General features: G+C 62.2%; 14 protein-coding genes and 1 pseudogene. 6 read left to right on the top strand and 9 right to left on the bottom strand.

The features are described 5' to 3' along the window. Positions 1–16: 16 nt before the first annotated feature. From C8K58_RS09585 to C8K58_RS33055, 3 genes and pseudogenes are all read right to left on the bottom strand, one after another. Entirely contained in the window at positions 17–1,759 is a 1,743-nt protein-coding gene (locus C8K58_RS09585; protein WP_027604969.1) for a potassium/proton antiporter, read from the bottom strand. A gap of 233 nt (positions 1,760–1,992) precedes the next feature. Then, positions 1,993–2,856 carry a methyl-accepting chemotaxis protein gene (locus tag C8K58_RS33060; RefSeq protein WP_370671258.1) on the bottom strand — a complete coding sequence of 288 codons (864 nt, stop codon included), beginning with the start codon at positions 2,854–2,856 and terminating at the stop codon, positions 1,993–1,995. Then, a pseudogene (locus C8K58_RS33055) lies at positions 2,848–3,603 on the bottom strand (MCP four helix bundle domain-containing protein); the annotation flags it as partial. The pseudogene C8K58_RS33055 and the gene C8K58_RS33060, both read right to left, overlap by 9 nt. Before the next feature lie 290 nt (positions 3,604–3,893). Here C8K58_RS33055 and C8K58_RS09575 point away from each other — a divergent pair. Both C8K58_RS09575 and C8K58_RS09570 read left to right on the top strand, forming a co-directional pair. Further along, complete coding sequence (locus C8K58_RS09575; protein ID WP_003187970.1) at positions 3,894–4,124, top strand: hypothetical protein; 231 nt, start codon at positions 3,894–3,896, stop codon at positions 4,122–4,124. Beyond that, positions 4,121–4,411: a cell division protein ZapA gene (locus tag C8K58_RS09570; RefSeq protein WP_017526490.1), complete on the top strand. Its 291-nt coding sequence runs from the start codon at positions 4,121–4,123 to the stop codon at positions 4,409–4,411. Before C8K58_RS09575 ends, C8K58_RS09570 begins: the two co-directional genes overlap by 4 nt. Here the strand turns inward: C8K58_RS09570 and C8K58_RS09565 are convergent. Next, positions 4,408–6,210 (bottom strand): acyl-CoA dehydrogenase, encoded by a 1,803-nt coding sequence (locus C8K58_RS09565; RefSeq protein ID WP_098480498.1) that lies wholly within the window; start codon positions 6,208–6,210, stop codon positions 4,408–4,410. The genes C8K58_RS09570 and C8K58_RS09565 overlap by 4 nt on opposite strands. 153 nt (positions 6,211–6,363) lie before the next feature. Beyond that, positions 6,364–10,317: a trifunctional transcriptional regulator/proline dehydrogenase/L-glutamate gamma-semialdehyde dehydrogenase gene (gene putA / locus C8K58_RS09560; RefSeq protein ID WP_098480497.1), complete on the bottom strand. Its 3,954-nt coding sequence runs from the start codon at positions 10,315–10,317 to the stop codon at positions 6,364–6,366. Between the two features lie 460 nt (positions 10,318–10,777). Between putA and putP the strand changes: the two genes are divergently transcribed. The 3 genes from putP (at position 10,778) to C8K58_RS09545 (ending at position 15,220) form a co-directional block, all read left to right on the top strand. Further along, entirely contained in the window at positions 10,778–12,262 is a 1,485-nt protein-coding gene (gene putP, locus C8K58_RS09555) for a sodium/proline symporter PutP (RefSeq protein ID WP_027604965.1), read from the top strand. Between the two features lie 203 nt (positions 12,263–12,465). Next, positions 12,466–14,520, top strand: a complete 2,055-nt coding sequence (locus C8K58_RS09550; RefSeq protein WP_098480496.1) for a type VI secretion system tip protein VgrG — start codon at positions 12,466–12,468, stop codon at positions 14,518–14,520. Then, positions 14,495–15,220 carry a DUF4123 domain-containing protein gene (locus C8K58_RS09545; protein ID WP_108573650.1) on the top strand — a complete coding sequence of 242 codons (726 nt, stop codon included), beginning with the start codon at positions 14,495–14,497 and terminating at the stop codon, positions 15,218–15,220. Before C8K58_RS09550 ends, C8K58_RS09545 begins: the two co-directional genes overlap by 26 nt. Here the strand turns inward: C8K58_RS09545 and C8K58_RS09540 are convergent. Continuing rightward, positions 15,206–16,483, bottom strand: coding sequence for an O-acetylhomoserine aminocarboxypropyltransferase/cysteine synthase family protein (locus C8K58_RS09540; RefSeq protein ID WP_108573649.1), 1,278 nt, complete (start codon positions 16,481–16,483; stop codon positions 15,206–15,208). The two genes, C8K58_RS09545 and C8K58_RS09540, sit on opposite strands and share 15 nt — an antisense overlap. A 175-nt stretch (positions 16,484–16,658) precedes the next feature. Between C8K58_RS09540 and C8K58_RS09535 the strand changes: the two genes are divergently transcribed. Beyond that, entirely contained in the window at positions 16,659–17,495 is an 837-nt protein-coding gene (locus C8K58_RS09535) for a 23S rRNA (adenine(2030)-N(6))-methyltransferase RlmJ (RefSeq protein ID WP_108573648.1), read from the top strand. Positions 17,496–17,571: 76 nt separating this feature from the next. Here the strand turns inward: C8K58_RS09535 and msrA are convergent, their stop codons facing one another. From msrA to aceF, 3 genes are all read right to left on the bottom strand, one after another. Next, positions 17,572–18,219: a peptide-methionine (S)-S-oxide reductase MsrA gene (gene msrA / locus C8K58_RS09530; RefSeq protein ID WP_108573647.1), complete on the bottom strand. Its 648-nt coding sequence runs from the start codon at positions 18,217–18,219 to the stop codon at positions 17,572–17,574. A gap of 72 nt (positions 18,220–18,291) precedes the next feature. Beyond that, on the bottom strand, positions 18,292–20,985 hold the full coding sequence (locus C8K58_RS09525) for a bifunctional diguanylate cyclase/phosphodiesterase (RefSeq protein WP_108573646.1): 2,694 nt from the start codon (positions 20,983–20,985) through the stop codon (positions 18,292–18,294). Between the two features lie 302 nt (positions 20,986–21,287). Next, a complete protein-coding gene (gene aceF, locus C8K58_RS09520; protein WP_108573645.1) occupies positions 21,288–22,937 on the bottom strand; it encodes a dihydrolipoyllysine-residue acetyltransferase in 1,650 nt (549 codons plus the stop codon). Positions 22,938–22,939 lie beyond the last annotated feature (2 nt).

Genomic DNA, 22,939 nt, shown 5'->3' with positions numbered 1-22,939 from the left:
GCTGTCGCCCCGCAGTTTAGAGGAAGAGTCCGGGGCCCGGGCGACTTCCTTCGGGGAATCTGACGCCGACTTTGCCAATCTTGTTCCCGTCCATGACCGCGACGGTCCAGATGGTGTTGTTCCACTCCACCTGGTCGCCCACTACCGGCGCGCCGCCGACTTTCTGGGTGATGAAGCGGCTCAGCGGCATGTCCGGGTCGATCCCTTCGAGCTTGAGGCCATACAGCGCCGAAACCGCGCCCAGCTGGGCGTCGCCTTCGAGGACGAAGTCGCCGAAGAAGCGCAAATCGAGGCCGCGTTGCGGTGCCTGGCTGAACAGTTTGCCCAGGGCCGGCAGGTTGTGTTCATGGCCGATCACACAGAGCAGATCGCCGACTTCCAGCACCGTACTACCCGACGGATGGAGCAGTTGCTGGCCACGGAACAGGGCCGCGATGCGCGTGCCTTCGGGCATTTTCAGCTCACGCAGGGCCGCGCCGATGCACCATTTTTCTGCGCCGAGGCGGTAGACGAACAGCTCCCACTCGCTGGTGACGTGCACTTCCAGGGCTGCGCGGGAGATCGGCGCCGGGTCCGGCGGAACGGTCACTTTGAGCAGCTTGGCCACCCACGGCAGGCTGGTGCCCTGTACCAGCAGCGACACCAGCACGATAAAGAACGCCAGGTTGAAGTACAGCTGCGCATGGGGCAGGCCGGCCATCAACGGGAACACTGCCAGGATGATCGGCACCGCGCCGCGCAGGCCGACCCAGGCGATAAAGGCCTTTTCGCGGCCATGGAAGGCTTTGAACGGCAGCAGGCCGACCATCACCGACAGCGGCCGCGCAAACAGGATCATCCACAGCGCCAGGCCCAGGGCCGGCAGGGCAATCGGCAGCAAATCATGGGGCGTGACCAGCAGGCCCAGCACCAGGAACATACCGATCTGCGCGAGCCAGGCCATGCCGTCGAGCATATGCAAAATGCCATGACGGCTACGCACCGGGCGATTGCCGATCACCAGGCCGCACAGGTACACGGCGAGGAAGCCGCTGCCATGGAAGGCGTTGGTCAGGGCGAACACGAACAGGCCGCCGGCGATCACCAGGATCGGGTACAGGCCGGTGGCCAGGTTGATGCGGTTGACCATCTGCAGCATCAGCCAGCCGCCGCCGAGGCCGACGATGCCACCGATGCCGAACTCGCGCACCAGGTGGGTCAGCAGGCTCCAGTGCAGGCCGGTCTGGCCGCTGGCGAGCATGTCGATCAGGGTGACGGTGAGGAACACCGCCATCGGGTCGTTACTGCCGGATTCGATCTCGAGGCTGGCGGTCACCCGTTCGTTCAGGCCCTTGCCGCCCAGCAGCGAGAACACCGCTGCGGCGTCGGTCGAGCCGACAATCGCACCGATCAGCAGGCCCTGGATAATATTCAGGTCAAACAGCCAGGCCGCCGCCATGCCGGTGAGGCCGGTGGTAATCAACACCCCCACGGTGGCCAGGGACAATGCCGGCCAGAGTGCCACGCGGAAACTCGCCACCCGTGTACGCAAACCGCCGTCGAGCAGGATCACTGCCAGCGCGAGGTTGCCCACCAGGTAGGCAGTCGGGTAATTGTCGAAAATGATGCCGCCGCCATCGACGCCGGCCACCATGCCCACGGCCAGGATGATCACCAGGATCGGGATACCCAGGCGCGAGGAAAGAGAACTCACCAGAATGCTCGCACTCACCAGCAACGCGCCGATCAAGAACAGGCTGTTGATGGTCGTCGCATTCAAAGGCAGTACTCCATGGGCAAACAAGACGGGACGCAAACTGACCATGCAGTCTGCGTGCCAGGGATTCTAACCTGTTGAATTGCGGTGCTGTCAAAAAGCTTTTAACGTCGGGCGCAGATCTGAATGTGGGAGGGGGCTTGCCCTCGATGGCGGTATGTCAGTCAGCTTGTCTTTAACTGATCCACCGCTATCGGGAGCAAGCCCCCTCCCACATTTCAAGCCAGTGCAGGGCGTTAGAGGCGGAAGCGGCCTACCATCCCGTTCAGGTCTACCGCCAGGCGTGACAATTCGCTGCTCGCGGCGCTGGTCTGACTGGCGCCCGTAGCGGATTGCACCGACAGATCACGAATGTTCACCAGGTTGCGGTCCACTTCCCGCGCCACCTGCGCCTGTTCTTCCGCCGCGCTGGCGATCACCAGGTTGCGCTCGTTGATCTCGACAATCGCCGTGTTGATGGTGTCCAGCGACATCCCGGCGCCTTTGGCGATGTTCAGCGTCGACTCCGCCCGTTCGGTACTGTTGCGCATCGAGTCCACCGCGTGCTCGGTGCCGGCCTGGATACTGCCGATCATCCGCTCGATCTCGCTGGTGGACTGCTGGGTGCGATGGGCCAGGGCCCGCACTTCATCGGCGACCACCGCGAACCCGCGACCGGCTTCACCGGCGCGTGCGGCTTCAATCGCCGCGTTCAGGGCCAGCAAATTGGTCTGGTCGGCCAGGCCGCGAATCACGTCCAGCACTTTGCCGATATCGCGCGACTCATTGGCCAGTTCGCCGATCAGGGTGGCGGTAGCCTGCACATCGCCGCTCATGCGCTCGATGGCGCTGACGGTTTCCTGCACCAGGTCGCGGCCGTCGCCAGCAGACGTGGTGGCGTTGCGCGAGGCTTCCGAGGTGCTCACCGCATTGCGTGCGACTTCTTCCACGGCGCTGGTCATCTCGTTGACGGCGGTGGCGGCTTGCTCGATTTCGTTGTTTTGCCGGGTCAGGCCACGGGCACTTTCGTCGGTGACGGCGTTCAGTTCCTCGGCGGCGGAAGCCAGTTGGGTGGCGGAACCCGCGATGCGTTGCAGGGTGTCGCGCAGTTTGTCCTGCATCTTGGCCATGGCGGCGAGCAGGCGCCCGGCTTCATCGTTGCCGTCGACTTTGATCGGCCGTGTCAGGTTGCCTTCGGCGACTTCTTCCGCCGCTTCCAGTGCCTGTGAAATCGGCAGGGTGATGCTGCGGGTCAGCAGCCAGGCAAACAGCAGGGTCAGCAGCGTGGCGATCACCAGCAGGCCCACGACCAGGTTGAAGGCCGCGTTGTACTGGTCTTCGGCCTCCTGATTGGTGGCCAGGGCCATCTTGTTATTGAGGTCCAGCAGGCGCGTCAGCACGGCGTTGACCTGCTCGGAGTTGCTCAGCAATTCGGTGTTAAGCAGGCTGCGCAGCTCATCCACCTGGTTGGCCCGTGACAGGCTCTTCATGCGCTCTTCAATCTGATGGTACTGGCCCAGCAGGCTTACATATTCGTTGTAGGTGCTACGTTCTTCGCTGCTTTCAATCAGTTTCTCGTAGACGCCCTGGGCGGTGCGGATCTGCTGGTTGCGCAGTTCGAAGGCTTCCAGGGTCTTTTGCTGCACATCCGGCTCGCGGTTGGTCAGCAAGCGATAAGACAACACGCGCAGGCGCAGGGTCAGTTGGGTGAACTCATCCAGGGCGCGGATGCTTGGCACGCTGGACAAGGTGATGTCTTCGGTGGCGCCACGGATCTTGCTCATCTGGTTCAGGGCGAACACGCCTAGAAACAACATCAACGCGCCAATAAACGCGAAGCCGAGGAAGGCCCTCGGAGCGATATTCATATTACGAAGCGACATGCGGAAATCCTGGGAGAGGCGCAATCCGTGCGGTCATGAGACGGGGTGTGCCTCTCTATCGGGCGTACGACTAAAGTCTAGAGGGGGCTGTGCGTTTTTGTCGCATCTGACGAGGGGTTGCGCGGATTCAGGAACCAGATGGGGGAAATGCAGTCACTAAGGCTCGAAAGCGTGGCCCGGCCCTTGAAAACGGGCTGCGCGCCAGGGATAACCCTGGCATCCGAGGTGAATTTTCTTTATCGTCACCGCCCTTTGAAAAAGCCCGAGAAATCAAAATGTTAGAAGCATCCCTCAGCCAACTGGAACAACTGGTCAGCGACCTGGTACAGCAGAATCAGGAGCTACTGGGCAGCAACGAATCCCTCAAGGCCGAACTGGCTCGCGCCAAGGATGAGAACGACAGCCTGCAACTGAACCTGATGGAGCAGGAAGAAAAGCACGGCGCCACCGCAGCCCGGATCCAGGCGCTGGTTGAGCGCGTGAGCGCAGGCCCTGTCAGCGCATGAATGAAGGGATAAAGGTCGTTTCGATTCTCGGAGAGGATTACTCGATCAAGGCCCCGGCCGGGGAAGATAAAACTCTGATGCACGCCGTGACCATGCTCAAGGCCTCCCTGGCCACCACCAAGAAAAAGTACCCGACCCTGATCGGTGACAAGCTACTGGTGCTGGCGGCGCTGAACCTGTGCGCCGAGCAGATCGAAATGCAGCAGGCTCACCAGCAGGAACTCGACCGTTACCAAGAGCAAGTCAGCGCCACGGTCGAGGTGATTTCCAAGGCGATCCAGCCCTAGAACCACTCATCCTGCATCCCCAGGCACGTATCATCCCGTGCCTCCAGAATCACCAGTTCATGATGGCAGCCCGGAATCTCCCAAGTCAGGAAGTACCGGGCGGCCTGGAGCTTGCCTTTATAGAAGGCGACATCGGCCCCATTGCCCTTGGTCAGCCCTTCTTCGGCGCGAATCGCCTGTTCCAGCCAGCGCCAGCCAATCACCGTATGTCCGAATACCTTCAGGTACAGCGCCGAGTTCGCCAGGCTGCTGTTGACCTTGCCCTGGGCGAGATCCGTCAGCAGGCCGATGGTCACGCTTTGCAGGCGGCTGACCAGGTGCTCCAGCGGCTCTCTCAATGCCGTCAGGCCTGGATATTCCTGTGCCCGTGCGCCCGTGTCGGCGATCAGCCGGATCAGTTGCTTCAGGCCCGCGCCGCCGTTCTGCGCCAGCTTGCGCCCCAGCAGGTCCAGGGACTGGATGCCATGGGTGCCCTCGTGGATCGGGTTCAGGCGGTTGTCGCGGTAGTACTGCTCCACCGGGTATTCGCGGGTATAACCGTGGCCGCCGAGGATCTGGATCGCCAGTTCGTTGGCCTTGAGGCAGAACTCCGAGGGCCAGGATTTGACGATGGGGGTGAGCAGGTCCAGCAGTTCATGGGCCTGTTTGCGTTCGGCCTCGGTTTCCAGTGTGGTGGTGTCATCGAACAGCCGCGCGGCGTACAGGCCCAGGTCAAAGGCACCTTCGACGTAGGCTTTTTGCGTCAGCAGCATGCGCTTGATATCGGCGTGCTGGATGATCGAGACCGGCGCGGTGCCTGGGTCCTTGCTGTCGGGCAAGCGGCCTTGCGGGCGTTCGCGGGCGTATTCCAGCGAATAGAGATAGCCGGCGTAACCGAGCATCACCGCGCCCATGCCGACACCGATGCGTGCCTCGTTCATCATCTGGAACATGCAGCTCAGGCCTTGGTGCGGTTTACCCACCAGATAGCCGACGCAGTTGCCGTTATCGCCGAAATTCAGTGCCGTGGACGTGGTGCCACGCCAGCCCATCTTATGAAACAGCCCGGCCAGCAGCACGTCGTTGCGCGCGCCGAGGCTGCCGTCGTCGTTGACCAGGAACTTGGGCACGATAAACAGCGAAATGCCCTTCACCCCAGCGGGCGCGTCCGGCAGCTTGGCCAGCACCATGTGCACGATGTTTTCCGACAGCGGGTGGTCGCCGCCGGAGATGAAGATCTTGTTGCCTTTGAGGCGATAGCTGCCGTCAGCCGCGGGCTCGGCGCGGGTACGAATATCCGACAGCGATGAGCCGGCGTGGGGCTCGGTCAGGGCCATGGTGCCGAAGAAGCGGCCTTCGATCATCGGTTGCAGGAAGCGCTGTTTTTGCTCCTCGGTGCCGAAGCTTTCGATCAGGTTGGCGGCGCCCATGGTCAGGAACGGGTAGGACGTCGAGGCCGCGTTGGCGGATTGGAAGTGAGCGAAGCAGGCCTGGGACAGCAGGGTCGGCAACTGCATGCCACCGGCTTCGAAGCTGCGGGCCGCATTGAGGAAGCCGGCTTCCAGGAACGCATCCACCGCCGGTTTGACTTCCGGAATCAGGATGGCTGCGCCGTTTTCGTAGCGCGGTTCGTTTTCGTCGTTCTTACGGTTGTGGGGGGCGAAGTGCTTTTCGGCGATGCTGCGCGCCGTGCTGATCGCGGCATCGAACGTTTCGCGATTGTGCTCGGCAAACCGCTCGCGCTGGGTCAGGCCCTCGGCATCGAGGACTTCGTACAGCTCGAAAGCCAGATTGCGGGAACTGAGCAGCGTCTCGGACATGGCGGCTTACCTTTGGAGGAATTGGCCTGAGTCTAAGTGCGCGAATAAAGACTGGATAGCAAGATTGATCTGGGTGATGAAGAGGCAGAACGCGGGGAGGGGAATTGAAATGCGATCAAATGTGGGAGGGGGCAAGCCCCCTCCCACATTCAGTTAGCCGATGGTCATCAGGCTGGCATTACCGCCGGCAGCCGCGGTGTTAACGCTCAACGCACGCTCGATCACCAGGCGCTCCAAGGCAATGGATGTTTCGCCCTGAGACAAACCATGTACCCCGACAATCGCCCCGCCACGCTGCGCCACTTGCTGGCACACCCCACGCAGTTGGTCGGAATCGCCGTGGTGCAGGACGGCGTCAAACACCACCTCGTCCTTGGTCCAGTCGGCCACGCGCTTGATTTTCGCCTGAATCTCCTTCGGCAACCGTGGGAACACGGCCTTGGTCAGGTCGGTTTCCGGCCACACCGCCGAACCGCCGACGGCCAATACCGCCGCCAGTTGAGTCAACAGATCGCCTTCCACGTCCGCCAGGCACAGTACGTGCTCGCGGGGCAGGATGGCGTAGCTGTTGCGCTCGCCGGTCGGGCCGGCCAACTGACGGGTGATTCCGCTTTGGGACTGCGCGGCGAACTGGCTGCACAGCGCACTCAGCTCGCTGAACTTATTGCTGTCGGCCCAGGTTTTCAGGGCGGTCAGCGGTTGGCTCATGGCATCACGCAGACGTACGTCCGGTGCCGCCAGCTTGTCGCCACGTACGAAGGATTGCTCGATCGCATCGGTAGGACGGGTCGACAGCAAGCGGTACAGGTACAGCGGGCCACCGGCTTTCGGGCCTGTGCCCGACAGGCCTTCGCCGCCGAACGGCTGCACGCCGACCACGGCACCGACAATGTTGCGGTTGACGTAGACGTTACCGGCATTGACGTTGTCGATCACCTTGGCGATGGTCTCGTCGATACGGGTGTGTACGCCCAGGGTCAGGCCATAGCCGGATGCGTTGATCTGGCCGATAAGCTGGTCGATCTCCTTGCGCTTGTAGCGCACCACGTGCAGCACCGGGCCGAAGATCTCCCGTTGCAGCTCGTCGAAGCTTTCCAGCTCGATCAGGGTGGGCATCACGAAGGTACCGCGCTTGATTTCTTCACCGTCGGCAATCGCCACCTGGTACACATTGCGGCCTTTGTCGCGCATGGCCTGGATGTGTTTCTCGATGCCGGCCTTGGCTTCGGCGTCGATCACCGGGCCGATGTCCACCGACAGGCGCTCCGGGTTGCCCAGGCGGCATTCAGCCATGGCGCCCTTGAGCATTTCGATCACGCGGTCTGCCGAATCTTCCTGCAGGCACAACACACGCAGGGCCGAGCAACGTTGACCGGCGCTGTCGAAGGCCGAGGACACCACGTCGATGACCACCTGTTCGGTGAGTGCCGAGGAGTCGACGATCATTGCGTTCTGGCCGCCGGTCTCGGCGATCAGCGGAATCGGACGGCCCTGGGCATCCAGGCGCCCGGCGACATTGCGTTGCAGCAGCCGCGCGACTTCTGTGGAGCCGGTGAACATCACGCCCTTGACGCGATCATCACCCACCAGACGGGCACCGACGCTTTCGCCCTGGCCCGGCAGCAATTGCAGCACGCCTTGGGGAATACCGGCTTCGAGCAGGATGCGCACGGCTTGTGCAGCCACCAGCGGGGTTTGTTCGGCTGGCTTGGCCAGTACCGGGTTACCGGCGGCCAGTGCGGCAGCCACTTGCCCACTGAAAATCGCCAGCGGGAAGTTCCACGGGCTGATGCACACCACCGGACCCAGTGGGCGGTGGGCGTCATTGGTGAAGTCGTTGCGCGCCTGTACCGCGTAGTAGCGCAGGAAGTCCACGGCCTCACGTACTTCGGCGATGGCGTTGGCGAAGGTCTTGCCGGCTTCGCGGGCCAGCAGGCCCATCAGCGGCTGGATCTCGCCTTCCATCAGGTCGGCGGCACGTTCCAGGATCGCGGCGCGTTCGGCGGGCGGGGTGGCCTGCCAGATCGGGCCGGCGCTGATGGCGCACTGGATCGCGTTGTCGACGTCTTCGACGGTGGCTTCTTGCACGTGACCGACCACGTCACGCAGGTCGGACGGGTTCAATACCGGTGCCGCCGCTTGATCGCTGGCGGCGCAACCGAGCATCGGCGCGGCCTTCCAGTTGTTGTGCGCGGTGGCCAGCAGGGCGCAGGACAGCGATGCCAGGCGGTGTTCGTTGGCCAGGTCGATACCGGCCGAGTTGGCACGGTCGCTGCCGTACAGGTCACGGGGCAGCGGGATACGCGGGTGCGGCAGGCCGAAGCCGCCTTCCAGCGTCGCCATCTGCTCGATGCTGGCCACTGGATCGGCCACCAGCTCCTGGATCGAGATGGACTGGTCGGCGATGCGGTTGACGAACGAGGTGTTGGCGCCGTTTTCCAGCAGGCGACGCACCAGGTAAGCCAGCAGTGTTTCGTGAGTGCCGACCGGTGCGTACACGCGGCACGGACGGTTCAGCTTGCCTTCGGAAACCTTGCCTACTACCTGCTCGTACAGCGGTTCACCCATGCCGTGCAGGCATTGGAATTCATACTGGCCGGGGTAATAGTTCTGACCGGCGATATGGTAAATCGCCGACAAGGTATGGGCGTTGTGCGTAGCGAACTGCGGGTAGATGACTTCCGGTACCGACAGCAGCTTGCGTGCACAGGCAATGTAGGAAACGTCGGTGTACACCTTGCGGGTATACACCGGGTAGCCTTCCAGGCCTTCGACCTGGGCGCGCTTGATCTCGCTGTCCCAGTACGCGCCTTTTACCAGGCGGATCATCAGGCGATGGCGGCTGCGGCGTGCCAGGTCGATGACGTAGTCGATCACATACGGGCAACGCTTCTGGTAGGCCTGGATCACGAAGCCAATGCCGTTCCAGCCGGTCAGCTGCGGCTCGAAGCACAGGCGCTCGAGCAGATCCAGCGACAGTTCCAGGCGGTCGGCTTCTTCGGCGTCGATGTTCAGGCCGATATCGTATTGCTTGGCCAGCAGGGTCAGGGACAGCAGGCGCGGGTACAGCTCATCCATCACACGTTCGTACTGCGCACGGCTGTAACGCGGGTGCAGGGCCGACAGCTTGATGGAGATGCCCGGGCCTTCATAAATCCCACGGCCGTGGGAGGCTTTGCCGATGGAGTGAATGGCTTGCTCGTACGAGGCCAGGTATTTCTGCGCGTCGTGTTCGGTGAGGGCGGCTTCACCGAGCATGTCGTAGGAGTAGCGGAAACCCTTGGCTTCGAATTTGCTCGCGTTGGCCAGGGCTTCGGCGATGGTTTCGCCGGTCACGAACTGCTCGCCCATCAGGCGCATGGCCATGTCGACGCCCTTGCGGATCATCGGCTCGCCGCTCTTGCCGATGATGCGGCTCAGGGATGAGGTGAGGCCGGCTTCGTTATGGGTAGCGACCAGTTTGCCGGTCAGCAGCAGGCCCCAGGTGGCGGCGTTGACGAACAGCGACGGGCTGTTGCCCAGGTGCGGATGCCAGTTGCCGGTGCTGATCTTGTCGCGGATCAGCGCGTCGCGGGTGCCTTTGTCCGGGATCCGCAGCAATGCTTCGGCCAGGCACATCAGGGCTACGCCTTCCTGGGACGACAGCGAGAATTCCTGCAGCAGGCCCTGGACAATCCCGGCACGGCCGCCGGCACTCTTCTGATTGCGCAGTTTTTCCGCAATCGAAGCGGCGAGCTTGTTGGTGGCTTCGGCCATTTGCACCGGCAGGCGGGCCTGTTCGATCAGCATCGGCACCACTTCCGGCTCGGGGCGACGGTAAGCGGCGGTGATCGAAGCGCGCAGTACGGATTGCGGCAGGATGCTCTCGGCGAACTCAAGGAAGCACTGATGGGCGTGGTCGCTCTGGACTTCGCCTGCGTCGTCAGCGTCCTTGCTGCTCAAGCCGTTGAGCTCGGTCAGGGTTGCACCACCCTCGAGTTTCTCCAGGTAATTGAAAATCGCCTGCTTGATCAGCCAGTGCGGCGTGCGATCAATGGAGGTCGCGGCCGCCTTGAGGCGTTCGCGGGTCGGGTCGTCGAGTTTGACCCCAAGGGTGGTCGTAGCCATTTTCTTATCCTCATGGGTGCCACTACCGAGTGGCATCAGCTGGCGGCAAGATTAGCTTTGCTCAGGGAGAGGTGCAACCGGGTGCAACCCATTTTGTCGATGAATTTTTCGTCGCTTGATCGGAAAAAAATTGGCCGGCGACGGAATCCGCTTCGGCTTGGTGCATTTGCTTCTGAGATCGGCTGTTCTTGCTCCGAAAAGGAGCAAAAAAGGAGCGTTTTGCGGGTTTTACACTTGGGTGCAACTTATTCCCAAGAAACTGGTTGCACCTTATTTGCTTTGTTGAATAGCATTCGCGCCCAAGGTGCAACCGGCTTTAGGGTTTGGTTCATCGGCTGGCGGCTTTCCTGGGGAAACGTCAGTCATAAATGCGCGGCACGCAGTTACGTTTACCTACTTCCAGTAGGTGGCCGTCTGACAGACCGCCGCTACATAAAAACAAAGCCAGGGCGTCACTCCTATGAGCGTTAGTAATCCAACCCTGATCACGTTCGTGATCTACATCGCAGCAATGGTGCTGATCGGCTTCATGGCCTATCGCTCCACCAACAACCTTTCCGATTACATCCTCGGCGGTCGCAGCCTTGGGAGCGTGGTGACTGCCTTGTCAGCCGGTGCTTCCGACATGAGCGGCTGGTTGTTGATGGGACTGCCGGGCGCGATCTATATGTCCGGCCTGTCGGAAAGCTGGATCGCCATCGGCCTGATCGTCGGTGCCTACCTCAACTGGCTGTTCGTGGCCGGTCGCCTGCGGGTACAGACCGAGCACAACGGCGACGCCCTGACCCTGCCGGACTACTTCTCCAGCCGTTTCGAAGATAAAAGCGGCCTGCTGCGGATCATCTCTGCGGTCGTGATCCTGGTGTTCTTCACTATCTACTGCGCGTCCGGCATCGTGGCCGGTGCCCGCCTGTTCGAAAGCACCTTCGGCATGTCCTACGAGACCGCGCTGTGGGCCGGCGCTGCGGCGACGATTGCCTACACCTTCGTGGGTGGTTTCCTGGCCGTCAGCTGGACCGACACCGTACAAGCCACGCTGATGATTTTCGCGCTGATCCTTACGCCGATCATCGTGCTGCTGGCCACCGGTGGCGTCGACACCACGTTCCTGGCCATCGAAGCCAAGAACCCCGACAACTTCAACATGCTGAAAAACACCACCTTCATCGGCATTATCTCGCTGATGGGCTGGGGCCTGGGGTACTTCGGCCAACCACACATCCTCGCGCGCTTCATGGCGGCGGATTCAGTGAAGTCGATCGCCAACGCGCGTCGCATCTCCATGACCTGGATGATCCTGTGCCTGGGCGGCACCGTGGCCGTGGGCTTCTTCGGCATCGCCTACTTCTCGGCGCACCCGGAAGTGGCGGGCCCGGTCAACGAGAACCACGAGCGCGTGTTCATCGAACTGGCCAAGTTGCTGTTCAACCCATGGATCGCGGGCGTGCTGCTGTCGGCCATCCTGGCTGCGGTCATGAGCACCCTGAGCTGCCAGTTGCTGGTGTGCTCCAGCGCCCTGACCGAAGACTTCTACAAGACCTTCCTGCGCAAAAGCGCTTCCCAGCTTGAACTGGTGTGGGTCGGCCGTCTGATGGTACTGCTGGTGGCCTTGATCGCTATCGCCATGGCCGCCAACCCGAACAACCGCGTCCTGGGCCTGGTGAGCTACGCCTGGGCCGGTTTCGGTGCTGCGTTCGGCCCTGTGGTGCTGATCTCGGTGATCTGGAAGAACATGACCCGCAACGGCGCACTGGCCGGGATCCTGGTCGGCGCGATCACCGTGATCGTGTGGAAGCACTTCGAACTGCTGGGTCTGTACGAAATCATCCCAGGCTTCATCTTCGCCAGCCTGGCGATCTACGTCGTGAGCAAGCTGGGCGCACCGACAGCCGGTATGGTCGAGCGCTTTGATGCGGCGGAAAAAGACTACAACCTCAACAAGTGATTTGCCGGGCGCTGAGCGCTCGATGAATTAAAAGAAGGCCCGCGTCCTACGGATGGCGGGTCTTTTTTTGCGTGCGATTCGAGCTGGACTGAGTAGGACTCCTACGTACACATGTAGGGTTTTACTGATTTATTTGGGCTGTGCCCGGCAGGGTGAGGCAGTGGTGCAGAATCTCCCGCCTACCCCTCGCAGAGAAACACCGGATGTTCGCTCCTGCCAATCAAAGTGCCTTTACCCTGACCCTCGACGGTGTGTCGAGTGAACTCAAGGTGTTTGAGTTCCGGGGTAGCGAAGCCATCAGCCAGCCGTATCGTTTTGATCTTGAACTGGTCAGCGAACAGCCCGACCTGGACCTGGAAAGCCTGCTGCATCGCCCGGCATACCTGGGCTTCGACGCTCACGGCCGTGGTGTCCACGGCCTGGTTTATCGGGTCGCGCAGGGCGATTCCGGGCGGCGGCTGACGCGTTACCAGATCAGCCTTGTGCCGCAGTTGGCCTATCTCGCGCACAGCAGTCGCCAGCGGATCTTCCAGCACAAGACGGTGCCGCAGATCATTGCGCAGGTGCTGGCGGAGCAGCAGCTCCATGCCGACCAATTCGAATTTCACCTCAGTGGCGCCTATCCCGAGCGCGAGTATTGCGTACAGTTTGGCGAGAGCGACCTGGCCTTCATTCAGCGCCTGTGTGCCGAACAGGGGATTCACTATCACTTCCAGCATTCGCCCGAAGGACACCTGCTGGTGTTTGGCGATGACCAGACCGTTTTCGCCCCGCCCGATCAGCCTACGTCCTACATGCCGGGCTCCGGGATGGTGGCGGATACGCCGGCCATCAAGCGCTTTGCGCTGCGGTTGGAAACCCGCACCACCGCGGTCAACCTGCGTGACTACGACTTTCTCAAGCCGAGCCTGGTGCTGGAGAGTGGCGTGGTCGGCGAACAGCTTCCACGGTTTGAGGCGCAGGCCTACCCCGGTCATTTTTCCGATCGCCCCCACGGCAAATACCTCGCGCAACGTGGCCTGGAGCGGCACCGTAGCGACTATCGAATAGCCCGTGCCAGCGGCGATGACCCTGCATTGAGCAGCGGCCGGTTCTTCAAGTTGACCGGGCATCCGCGGGACGAATGGAATGACGTGTGGCTGGTGACGCAAGTGACCCACGAAGGCAGGCAGCCCCAGGTTCTGGAGGAGGCTGTCACCGAGGTTGGCGGTGGAGATTTTCTTCAGGGGTATCGCAATGAATGTGTGGCGACTCCGTGGGACGTGATCTTCCGCCCGCCCTTGCCGGAGCAGGCGCGGCCGGCGTTGTCGGGTTATCAAAGCGCGGTGGTCACCGGCCCCGTCGACAGTGAAATCCACTGCGACGAATACGGCCGGGTCAAGGTGCAGTTGGCCTGGGATCGCGCTGGGGCGCATGACGATCATTCCAGCTGCTGGCTGCGGGTGGCCAGCGGTTGGGCCCATGACCGCTATGGCTCGGTACTTATCCCGCGAGTGGGCATGGAAGTACTGGTGGGGTTCGCCAATGGGGATATGGACATGCCGCTGGTGATGGCCTGCCTGCCGAACGCGGCGACCCCGGTCCCCCTCGACCTGCCGGCAGACAAGACCCGCAGTATCTTCCGTAGCCAGAGCAGCCCCGGTGGCGGTGGCTACAACGAACTGCGCATCGAAGACCGCAAGGGCGCCGAGGAGATCTACCTGCGCGCCCAGCGGGATTGGACCCAGCATGTGCTGCATGACCAGCAGGTGCAGATCGACCATCAGCGCCGCATCAGGGTGGGCGGTGAGTCGCACCATGAAGTACAAGGCGAAGAGCAGCGCATCACCCATGGCAACCGTTTGACGGAACTCAAGCAGGACGACCATCTGGTGGTCGGCGGTTCGCAGCAGATGCGGGCCGGGCGGGCCATCCGGATGGGTGCCGGGCAGAGTGTTGTCATTGATGCGGGCGCGAGCGTGACAATCCAGGCCGGTGGGCAGTCGATCACGCTGTCGGCAGAGGGGATTTTCAGCAGCACGCCCATTCAACTGGGAGGCGCGCCTGCTCCGGCGGCGTCGCCATTGATGCCTGGGGTGAAAGCGGCGTTGCTGGCGGTTATACCTGCACCGCTGAGCCGGATACAGGTCGCCAGCCTGAAACGGAGCGCGCCGTTTTGTGAAGAGTGCCAACGCTGCAGTGACGGGCAGTGCGCTCTCCCATTCCATTCAACCTTAAAAGGAATTTACCCTGATGTCCCAACCCTTGAGCCCCGATGACTGGCTGGCACAATGCCCTCTACTCCCCAATGAGCGGCTTTACGTGGTACTGAGCAGTGCCAGCGACGCGAAGCCGCTGGCTGCGTGGCCAGTCTCGGCCGAAGGGACGCTGCCTCAAGTGCTCTGGGCGGGCACGGCCTATGCCGGGTGGGATGAGGTGATGCCCTACGCAGGGATTGTCGAACCCGACAGTGCCTTCCTCGATTGGATCGCAGCCACTGACGCTTCGGACTGGGGTTGGCTGGCGGTATCGTCCAGCCCGCTGGAAGTCGTCGTTGCTCACCTGCAAGGCCTGACCAAGATAGTGCTTCCCGATGAGCGGAGCGTATTCCTGCGCTTCTGGGATGGCGCCCAGTTTCTGCCGATTGTGCAGAAACTGGGCGATGAAATCGGCGCAGTACTGCCTGTGTTCCAGCGCTATCTGATCAATGGCCAGCCGTTGAGCGTGGCGACGCCATCGGTCACTGCGGCCAAGGCCAGCCCTTGGTGGCGCGTGCCTGACGCGTTATTGGCGCACTTGGCCGCGCAGTCGCCGCAGACCCTGATCGACAACCTGCTGCAGTGGCTGGAAGAGCAGCGGCCCGACCTGTATTCCGCTTTCACGCCGGCGACCTTGCGGCACAAGGTCGCCTACTTCGCGCGCAGTGCGGACATCAGCGCTGAAGCGCTGGCGGGCTACCTGGACTCAGAGTTGAGTTGAAGCCAGCGCCTGTTGCAGGTCGTCGATCAGGTCTTCGACCGCTTCGATACCCACCGACAGGCGAATCATCTCCGGCTTTACACCGGCCTTGGCCTGTTCCTCCTCGTTCATCTGTCGGTGAGTGGTGGAAGCCGGGTGGCAGGCCAGGGACTTGGCGTCGCCGATGTTGACCAGGCGCTTGAAGATTTGCAGGGCGTCGTAGAAGCGCACACCGGCATCAAAGCCGCCTTTCAAACCGAAGGACAGGATCGCCGACGGTTTGCCCTGCATGTATTTTTGCGCCAATGCGTGGTGCGGGTGGTCCGGCAGGCCGGCGTAGCTGACCCACTCCACCTCGGCGTGGCCTTGCAGGAATTGCGCGATTTTCAGGGCGTTTTCGGTGTGGCGCTCCATGCGCAATGCCAGTGTTTCCAGGCCTTGCAGCAACAGGAAGGCATTCATCGGCGCCAACGCTGCACCGGTGTTGCGCAGTGGCACGGTACGAGCACGGGCGATGAAGGCGGCGGGGCCGAATTTTTCGGTATAGACCACGCCGTGATAGGCCGGCTCGGGCTGGTTGAGGCCGGGGAATTTATCCGCGTATTTCGTCCACGGGAACGTGCCACTGTCGACAATTACACCGCCCAGGGAGTTGCCATGGCCGCCGACGTATTTGGTCACCGAGTGCACCACAATGTCGGCGCCGAACTGGATCGGCTTGCACAGGATCGGCGTGGCCACGGTGTTGTCCACTACCAGCGGCACGCCGCGGGCATGGGCGACGTCGGCCAGGGCTTCGATGTCGATGATATTGCCCGCCGGGTTGCCGATGCTTTCGCAGTACACCAGCTTGGTGTTGTCGTCGATCAGTTCGGCGATGGCGGCGGCGCTGTCGTCCCGGGCGAAACGCACCTCCACGCCAAAGCTCGGCAGCAGGTGGGCGAACAGCGTGTAGGTGCCACCGTAGAGTTGCGGTGTGGTGACGATATTGTCACCCGCACGGGTCAAGGTCTGGATGGCATAGTGGATAGCCGCGCTGCCGGCCGAGACGGCCAGCGCCGCGATACCGCCTTCAAGGGCGGCGATGCGCTGCTCCAGCACATCGTTGGTGGGGTTCATGATGCGCGTGTAGATATTGCCGGGTACGTCCAGGTTGAACAGGTCGGCGCCGTGTTGGGCGTTATCGAATTCGAAGGCGACGTTCTGGTAGATCGGCACGGCGACGGCCTTGGTGGTCGGGTCCGACTTGAAACCGTGGTGCAGCGCGATGGTGGCGTCTTTCATGATTGTTATTGACCTCCCTGGAGTGGTGGATGGCCACAATAAATCCGCCTCGCCGTCGGCATTTAGATTTTTTTCAACGGGCTGCCTGCGTTTGCGGCATAAGCACCGCCCGGCATGCGGCCCTGCACCTTTGCGCCCGTAGAAGGTAAACTTCGCCCCCTGCGCAGGAGCAACCATGAATTATCGTCACGCCTTTCACGCCGGCAACCACGCCGATGTCTTCAAACACCTGACCTTGACCCGCCTCATTGCCCTGATGTCGCGCAAGGAGCAGCCGTTCGCCTACCTCGACACCCATGCCGGGATTGGCCTGTACGACCTGCAAGGTGACCAGGCCAATCGCACGGGTGAGTACCTGGAAGGTATCGCGCGTTTGTGGGGCGCCGACGATCTACCAGCGTTGACCGCCGACTACGTGCGCGTGCTGCACGAGATGAACCCCGATGGCCAGTTGCGCTACTACCCGGGCTCGCCGGAGCTGGCGCGCCGCCTTACGCGCCCCCAGGACCGCGTGCTGCTCAATGAAAAGCACCCGGAAGACGGCGTGCTGCTCAAGGACAACATGAAGGGCGATCGTCGGGTCAAGGTTCATTTGGGCGAAGGCTGGCATGTGCCGCGCGCGCTGTTACCGGTGCCGGAAAAGCGTGCGTTGATGCTGATCGATCCGCCGTTTGAAAAACTCGAAGAAATGCAGCGCTGCGCTGCCTCCCTCAAGGAAGCCGTCAGCCGTATGCGCCAGACCGTCGCGGCGATCTGGTACCCGGTGAAGGACCAGCGCATGCTGCGCCGCTTCTACCAGGACCTGGCCGGCACCGGTGCGCCGAAGTTGCTGCGCGTGGAATTGCTGGTGCATCCGCTGGACACGCCCAACACCCTGACCGGCTCGGGCCTGGCGATTGCCAACCCGCCGTGGGGCCTGGAAGAGGAGTTGCGCGAGCTGCTGCCGTGGCTGTCCAAGCAGCTTGGCCAGACCCAGGGTGGGTGGCAGATGGATTGGCTCATAGCTGAGTAGTTGTAAGCCTCAAGCCTCAAGCTGCAAATGAGAGCAGAAAACACCACATGCAGCTTGAAACTTGCAGCTCCGATCTTCAGATCGGGCAAGTCACCCCGGTACCGCCGATCCCACAGTAGCCCTGTGGATTCTTCGCCAGGTACTGCTGGTGATACGCCTCGGCGAAGTACACCGTCGGCGCCTCTTCGATTTCGGTGGTGATGGTGCCCAGGCCGGCCTTGGTCAATTCGGCCTGATAGCCCTCGGCACTGGCCTGCGCCGCCGCCAGTTGCTCAGGCGTGGTCGCATAGATCACCGAGCGGTACTGGGTGCCGATGTCGTTGCCCTGGCGCATGCCCTGGGTCGGGTTGTGCAGTTCCCAGAACATCTTCAGCAGGTCTTCGTATTTCACCTTGGCCTGGTCATACACCACCAGCACCACTTCGCTGTGGCCGGTCAGGCCCGAGCAGACTTCTTCATACGTCGGGTTCGGCGTGAAACCACCGGCATAGCCGACCACGGTGCTGACCACGCCATCGCGCTGCCAGAACCTGCGCTCGGCGCCCCAGAAACAACCCAGGCCGAAGATCGCGAAGCCGACGTCGTCGACGAATGGGCCCAGCAGCGGGTTGCCGTTGACGAAGTGCGTCTGCGGCAGGTTCATCGGGGTTTCACGACCGGGCAACGCTTGTTCTTGAGTAGGCAGCACGTTTTTGTTCACCAGAATTTCCGAGCGCAAGACCATGAGCAGTCCTCTCGTCAGGTTGGGTTAGCGGTAAATTTCAGACAGCCAGTGTGCCCGAGTGTTACAGCGCTGTCAGGCGATTGGCCCGCGCGGGTAGCGTCTAAGCTTCTCGAGCAGCTCTGCACCGGGGATCGGCCGGTCGAACAGGTAGCCCTGGCCAACGTCGCAACGGTGCCGACGCAGGAACGCCAGTTGCTCGGCGGTCTCGATGCCTTCGGCCACCACCTTGAGCTTGAGATTGTGGGCCATGGCGATCACGGCCGAGGTGATTTCCATGTCGTCCTGGTTGTCCGGGATTTCGTGGATAAAGCTGCGGTCGATCTTGATGATGTCGATGGGGAATTTTTTCAGGTAGCTCAGCGACGAGTAACCGGTGCCGAAGTCGTCCATGGCCAGGGTCAGGCCGAAGCTCTTGAGCTGGTCCAGTTGCAGGCGCGTGTCTTCGGTCGCTTCCAGCAGCAGGCCTTCGGTCAGCTCCAGTTCCAGCAGGTTGGCCGGCAGCTGTTCTTCCTTGAGGATCGTGGCGATCGAGGCCACCAGGTCCGGGTCGGAAAATTGCTTGGGCGACAGGTTGATCGCTACCTGCAAATTGCCCATGCCAGCGGCGCTCAGTTGCCTGCTCATGCGGCAGGCCTGGCGCGCGATCCATTTGCCGATTGGGATGATCAAACCGGTCTCTTCGGCGACGCTGATGAACTGATCGGGGCGGATCATGCCCTTTTCCGGATGGTTCCAGCGCAACAGCGCTTCCATGCCCAGCAAGCGGCCGCTGCGCAGGCACAGCTTGGGCTGGTAGAACACGTCCAGTTCGTTCTGGGTCAGGGCACGACGCAGGTTGTTCTCCACAAACAGCTTGTAGCTGGCCTCGGCATTCAAGGCTTCAGTGAACACCTGTACCTGGTGTTTGCCGTTGGCCTTCGCCTTGTGCAGGGCCAGGCCGGCGTTGCGCATCAGGGTCTGCGGGTCGCGGCCGTGCAGCGGCGCACAGGCCAGGCCCACCGAGCCGGTGACGCTGATCAGTTGGTTGTCGACGAACATCGGTTTGTCGAGGGTCGCCAGCAACTGGCTGGCCACCTGCTGGCCGGTTTCCAGGTCAGTGTCGTCCAGCAGCACCGCGAATTCGTTACTGGCAAAACGCGCCAGGCTGCCGCCGGCACTCAGGCTGTTGCGCAGGCGGCGGGCCAGGCTGATCAGCAGCTTGTCGCCGGTCTGGTGGCCGAGGCTGTCGTTGATGCGCTTGAAATTGTCGATGTCCACCAGCAACAGGCTGATCGGGCTGTCGCTGTCGCGGGCAAAGCGCTCATCCAGATTGCGGATAAATGCCGGACGGTTGCCCAGGTTGGTCAGATTATCAGTGTAGGCCAGGCGTTCGATGCGCTGCTGGGCCAGCTTGTTCTGGGTGATGTCTTCGTAGATGCCGATGTAGTGAGTCAGCTCGCGGTTGTCGCCATACACCTTGGAAATCGACAGCTGGCCCCAGTAGGGCTCGAGGTTTTTACGTCGGCTCTTGAACTCGCCCTGCCAGCTGTTGCTCTTGGCCAGGCTCGACGGTGCGTCGAACAGCAGCTCGCTGAGGTTTTCCAGGGCCGGCAGTTGGGCCAGGCGGTGGCCGTGGACTTCTTCGGCGCTGTATTGGGTGATCGCGGTAAAGCTTGGGTTGACGTATTCCACCACGCCGTCGCAGTTGACCAGCAAAAAGGCATTGGCGCTTTGCTCCACGGCACGCTGGAACAGGTGCAGGGCGCTGGTGGCGGTACGCCGGTTGTGGTTGTTGATCACTTGCGCGAACTGGTCGGCCAGTTCGCCGGCAAAGGCAATCTCATCGGCCTGCCAGGCACGCGGGCTGCCGCCCTGTTCCAGGCACAATACGCCCACCACCTGGCCGTCGACGCGGATACTCGCATCGAGCATGGCGTGGACGTCCCTGGCGCGCAGGTTTTCGACCATTTCCCGGGTGCGCGGGTCGCGCATCGCGTTGGTTGCGTCGATTGCCCGGCTGGTGTGCAGGGCCTCCAGGTAATCCGGAAAGCAACTGGCGTCGATGGGCTCAGGCAGGTGGTGCTGCTGGTCATCGCGGTGGTAGGCCGAGATCGGTACCAGGCGCTGGCCTTCGAGGTTCCAGATGCTGGCGCAGTCGATCTGGTAGATGTCACAGGCGCTGCGGGTGATCAGCTCTGCGGCTTCCTGCAGCGAATTGTTGGCGGTGTAGCGCTGGCGGGCCAGCAACAGGATCAGCTCCTGCTGGGCGCGCACCCGCTCCAGGTGCTGCAGTTGTTCCTGCTGGGCGCGCTGGTTGAGCTCCAGGGCGATCTGCAGGCGGCTGTTCTGGCTTTCCAGGTCCTCCGTCGGGGCGGGCAGGGAGACTTCGTTGAATAGGCCGTCGACCACCATCAGGTAGCCGCGCAGCAGATGGCGATTGTGTTGTTTGTAGGCTTCGCCCATTTCCAGCAGGCTCAGGGGGCCATCGTTGGTGTGCAGGGTGTAGCGCACCAGGTAGTGAGGGCTGTCGCTCAGTTGCTGTTGGATGGTGTCGTGCAGTTGGTAGCGCGCCTGAGGCTCCATCAGGCTGGCGAAGGGGGTGCCGAGCAGCGCACACAGCTCGACCGCCGACAGGCCGAATTGGCGCTCGCAGTTAGGGTCGAGGTACAGAAGGGCCCAGCTTGCCTCATTAAGCCGCTCGAAACGCAGCATACCGAGGCGCGAAGGCACCGGTAACTGCGTCACTACCTCGGCCGCCATACGGGCGACATCGGGTTGGCTTTTCATGGGGGGAACTCACTTCAAATAACGCGCACGGCGCCGGGCTCACGCCCTCTTTACTGTTGCCTGCGGCAAGGTTGCATCATGCGGCGCGGGCTGACAAGAGAGGATGAAGGCTAAGTGCTATAAGGGGGTTATCGGCCAGGCGGAGGAATTCTTCAGTCAGGATGACAGAAGGTGTACAACCCTGTTCTGTCTGTAGAGAAAAGCAAAAAAAGCCCCGCCAAATTGACGGGGTTGAGGTACGAGCGTGGCGCTCGGAAATCGGTGCAACCAGGCCTCCCCGATGAAAGGGAGGCCGCTGTGACTTACAGCAGGATGGTGCGGATGTCGTTCAGCAACTGGCTCAGACGCTGGGTGAAGCGTGCAGCGGCCGCGCCGTTGATCACACGGTGATCGTAGGACAGCGACAGTGGCAGCATCAGCTTCGGCTGGAACGCTTTACCGTCCCAGACTGGCTGGATGGTGGCCTTGGAAACACCCAGGATCGCCACTTCCGGCGCGTTGACGATTGGCGTGAAGCCCGTACCGCCAATGTGACCGAGGCTGGAGATGGTGAAGCACGCGCCTTGCATGTCGTCTGCGGTGAGCTTCTTGTCACGGGCCTTGGCCGCCAGTGCAGCCGCTTCGGCAGCGAGTTGCAGCAGGCTCTTCTGGTCGACGTTCTTGATGACCGGTACCAGCAGGCCATCCGGCGTGTCGACGGCAAAACCAATGTGCACGTACTTCTTGCGAATGATCGCCTTGCCGCTTGGCGCCAGCGAACTGTTGAAGTCCGGCAGCTCCTTGAGCAGGTGCGCGCAGGCCTTGAGCAGCAGCGGCAGCACGGTCAGTTTCACGCCGGCCTTCTCGGCCACGGCTTTCTGCGCAACGCGGAAAGCTTCCAGGTCGGTGATGTCGGCCTGGTCGAACTGGGTCACGTGCGGAATGTTAAGCCAGCTGCGGTGCAGGCTCGACGCGCCGATTTGCATCAGGCGGGTCATCGGCACTTCTTCGGTCTCGCCGAAGCGGCTGAAGTCCACCACCGGGATCGGTGGAATCCCCGCGCCGCCAGTAGCAGTGCCGGCAGCCGGAGCGTCCTTGGCTTTCTGCATCATGGCTTTGACGTAGACCTGCACGTCTTCCTTCAGTACGCGACCGTGGGGGCCGGTGGCCGACACGGCGTTCAGCTCGACGCCGAATTCACGCGCCAGTTGGCGAACCGCCGGGCCTGCGTGAACCTTGGCACCGCTTGGCGCCGGTGCTGCAGCCGCAGGGGCCGGTGCGGCCTCGGCTTTTGCAGCCGGTGCCGGGGCGGCAGCGGCCGGAGCCGCTTCAGCCTTGGCCGCCGGAGCAGCAGCCGGTGCTGGAGCAGCGGCAGGCGCAGCGCCTTGTACTTTCAGCTTGAGGATGAAGTCGCCAGTGCCGACTTCGTCTTCCAGCTTGACCGCGATGCTTTCCACAACGCCGGCAGCCGGCGATGGGATTTCCATGGAAGCCTTGTCGGACTCCAGGGTGATCAGCGACTGGTCGGCTTCGACGGTGTCGCCGACCTTGACCAGCAGCTCGATGATCTTGGCCTTGCCCGACGAGCCGATGTCCGGAACATGAATGTCCTGGACAGTCGCTGCGGCTGGAGCAGCAGCCGGGGCTGCAGGAGCCTCGGCAGCAGCGGCAGGTTTTTCCGCGGCAGGCGCCGGTGCAGCAGCGGCAGCAGGAGCCGCCGCAGGGGCCGCATCAGCGGCACCTTCGATTTCCAGTTCCAGCAGTTCGTCGCCTTCTTTCAGGCGGTCGCCCAGCTTCACTTTCAGGCTCTTGACCACGCCGGCCTTGGGAGCAGGGATTTCCATGCTCGCCTTGTCCGATTCCAGGGTCAGGATGCTCTGGTCGGCTTCGACGGTGTCGCCGACCTTCACAAACAGCTCGATTACTTCACCTTCACCGCTGCCGATGTCAGGTACGCGAATGAGTTCGCTCACAA

The sequence above is a fragment of the Pseudomonas sp. GV047 genome (assembly GCF_003058245.1).
GTDB lineage: Bacteria > Pseudomonadota > Gammaproteobacteria > Pseudomonadales > Pseudomonadaceae > Aquipseudomonas > Aquipseudomonas marginalis.
Note: the sequence above shows the minus strand (reverse complement) of the source record. Positions and strands in the feature narration are given on the sequence as shown.

Bases quoted from the DNA above. Each gene is read 5' to 3' on its own strand.
- C8K58_RS33060 (WP_370671258.1), bottom strand. From the start codon at position 2,856: ATGCAGGACAAACTGCGCGACACCCTGCAACGCATCGCGGGTTCCGCC.
- C8K58_RS09565 (WP_098480498.1), bottom strand. From the start codon at position 6,210: ATGTCCGAGACGCTGCTCAGTTCCCGCAATCTGGCTTTCGAGCTGTAC.
- putP (WP_027604965.1), top strand. From the start codon at position 10,778: ATGAGCGTTAGTAATCCAACCCTGATCACGTTCGTGATCTACATCGCA.
- C8K58_RS09550 (WP_098480496.1), top strand. From the start codon at position 12,466: ATGTTCGCTCCTGCCAATCAAAGTGCCTTTACCCTGACCCTCGACGGT.
- C8K58_RS09575 (WP_003187970.1), top strand. From the start codon at position 3,894: ATGTTAGAAGCATCCCTCAGCCAACTGGAACAACTGGTCAGCGACCTG.
- C8K58_RS09545 (WP_108573650.1), top strand. From the start codon at position 14,495: ATGTCCCAACCCTTGAGCCCCGATGACTGGCTGGCACAATGCCCTCTA.
- C8K58_RS09540 (WP_108573649.1), bottom strand. From the start codon at position 16,483: ATGAAAGACGCCACCATCGCGCTGCACCACGGTTTCAAGTCGGACCCG.
- C8K58_RS09535 (WP_108573648.1), top strand. From the start codon at position 16,659: ATGAATTATCGTCACGCCTTTCACGCCGGCAACCACGCCGATGTCTTC.
- msrA (WP_108573647.1), bottom strand. From the start codon at position 18,219: ATGGTCTTGCGCTCGGAAATTCTGGTGAACAAAAACGTGCTGCCTACT.
- C8K58_RS09525 (WP_108573646.1), bottom strand. From the start codon at position 20,985: ATGAAAAGCCAACCCGATGTCGCCCGTATGGCGGCCGAGGTAGTGACG.
- putA (WP_098480497.1), bottom strand. From the start codon at position 10,317: ATGGCTACGACCACCCTTGGGGTCAAACTCGACGACCCGACCCGCGAA.
- C8K58_RS09570 (WP_017526490.1), top strand. From the start codon at position 4,121: ATGAATGAAGGGATAAAGGTCGTTTCGATTCTCGGAGAGGATTACTCG.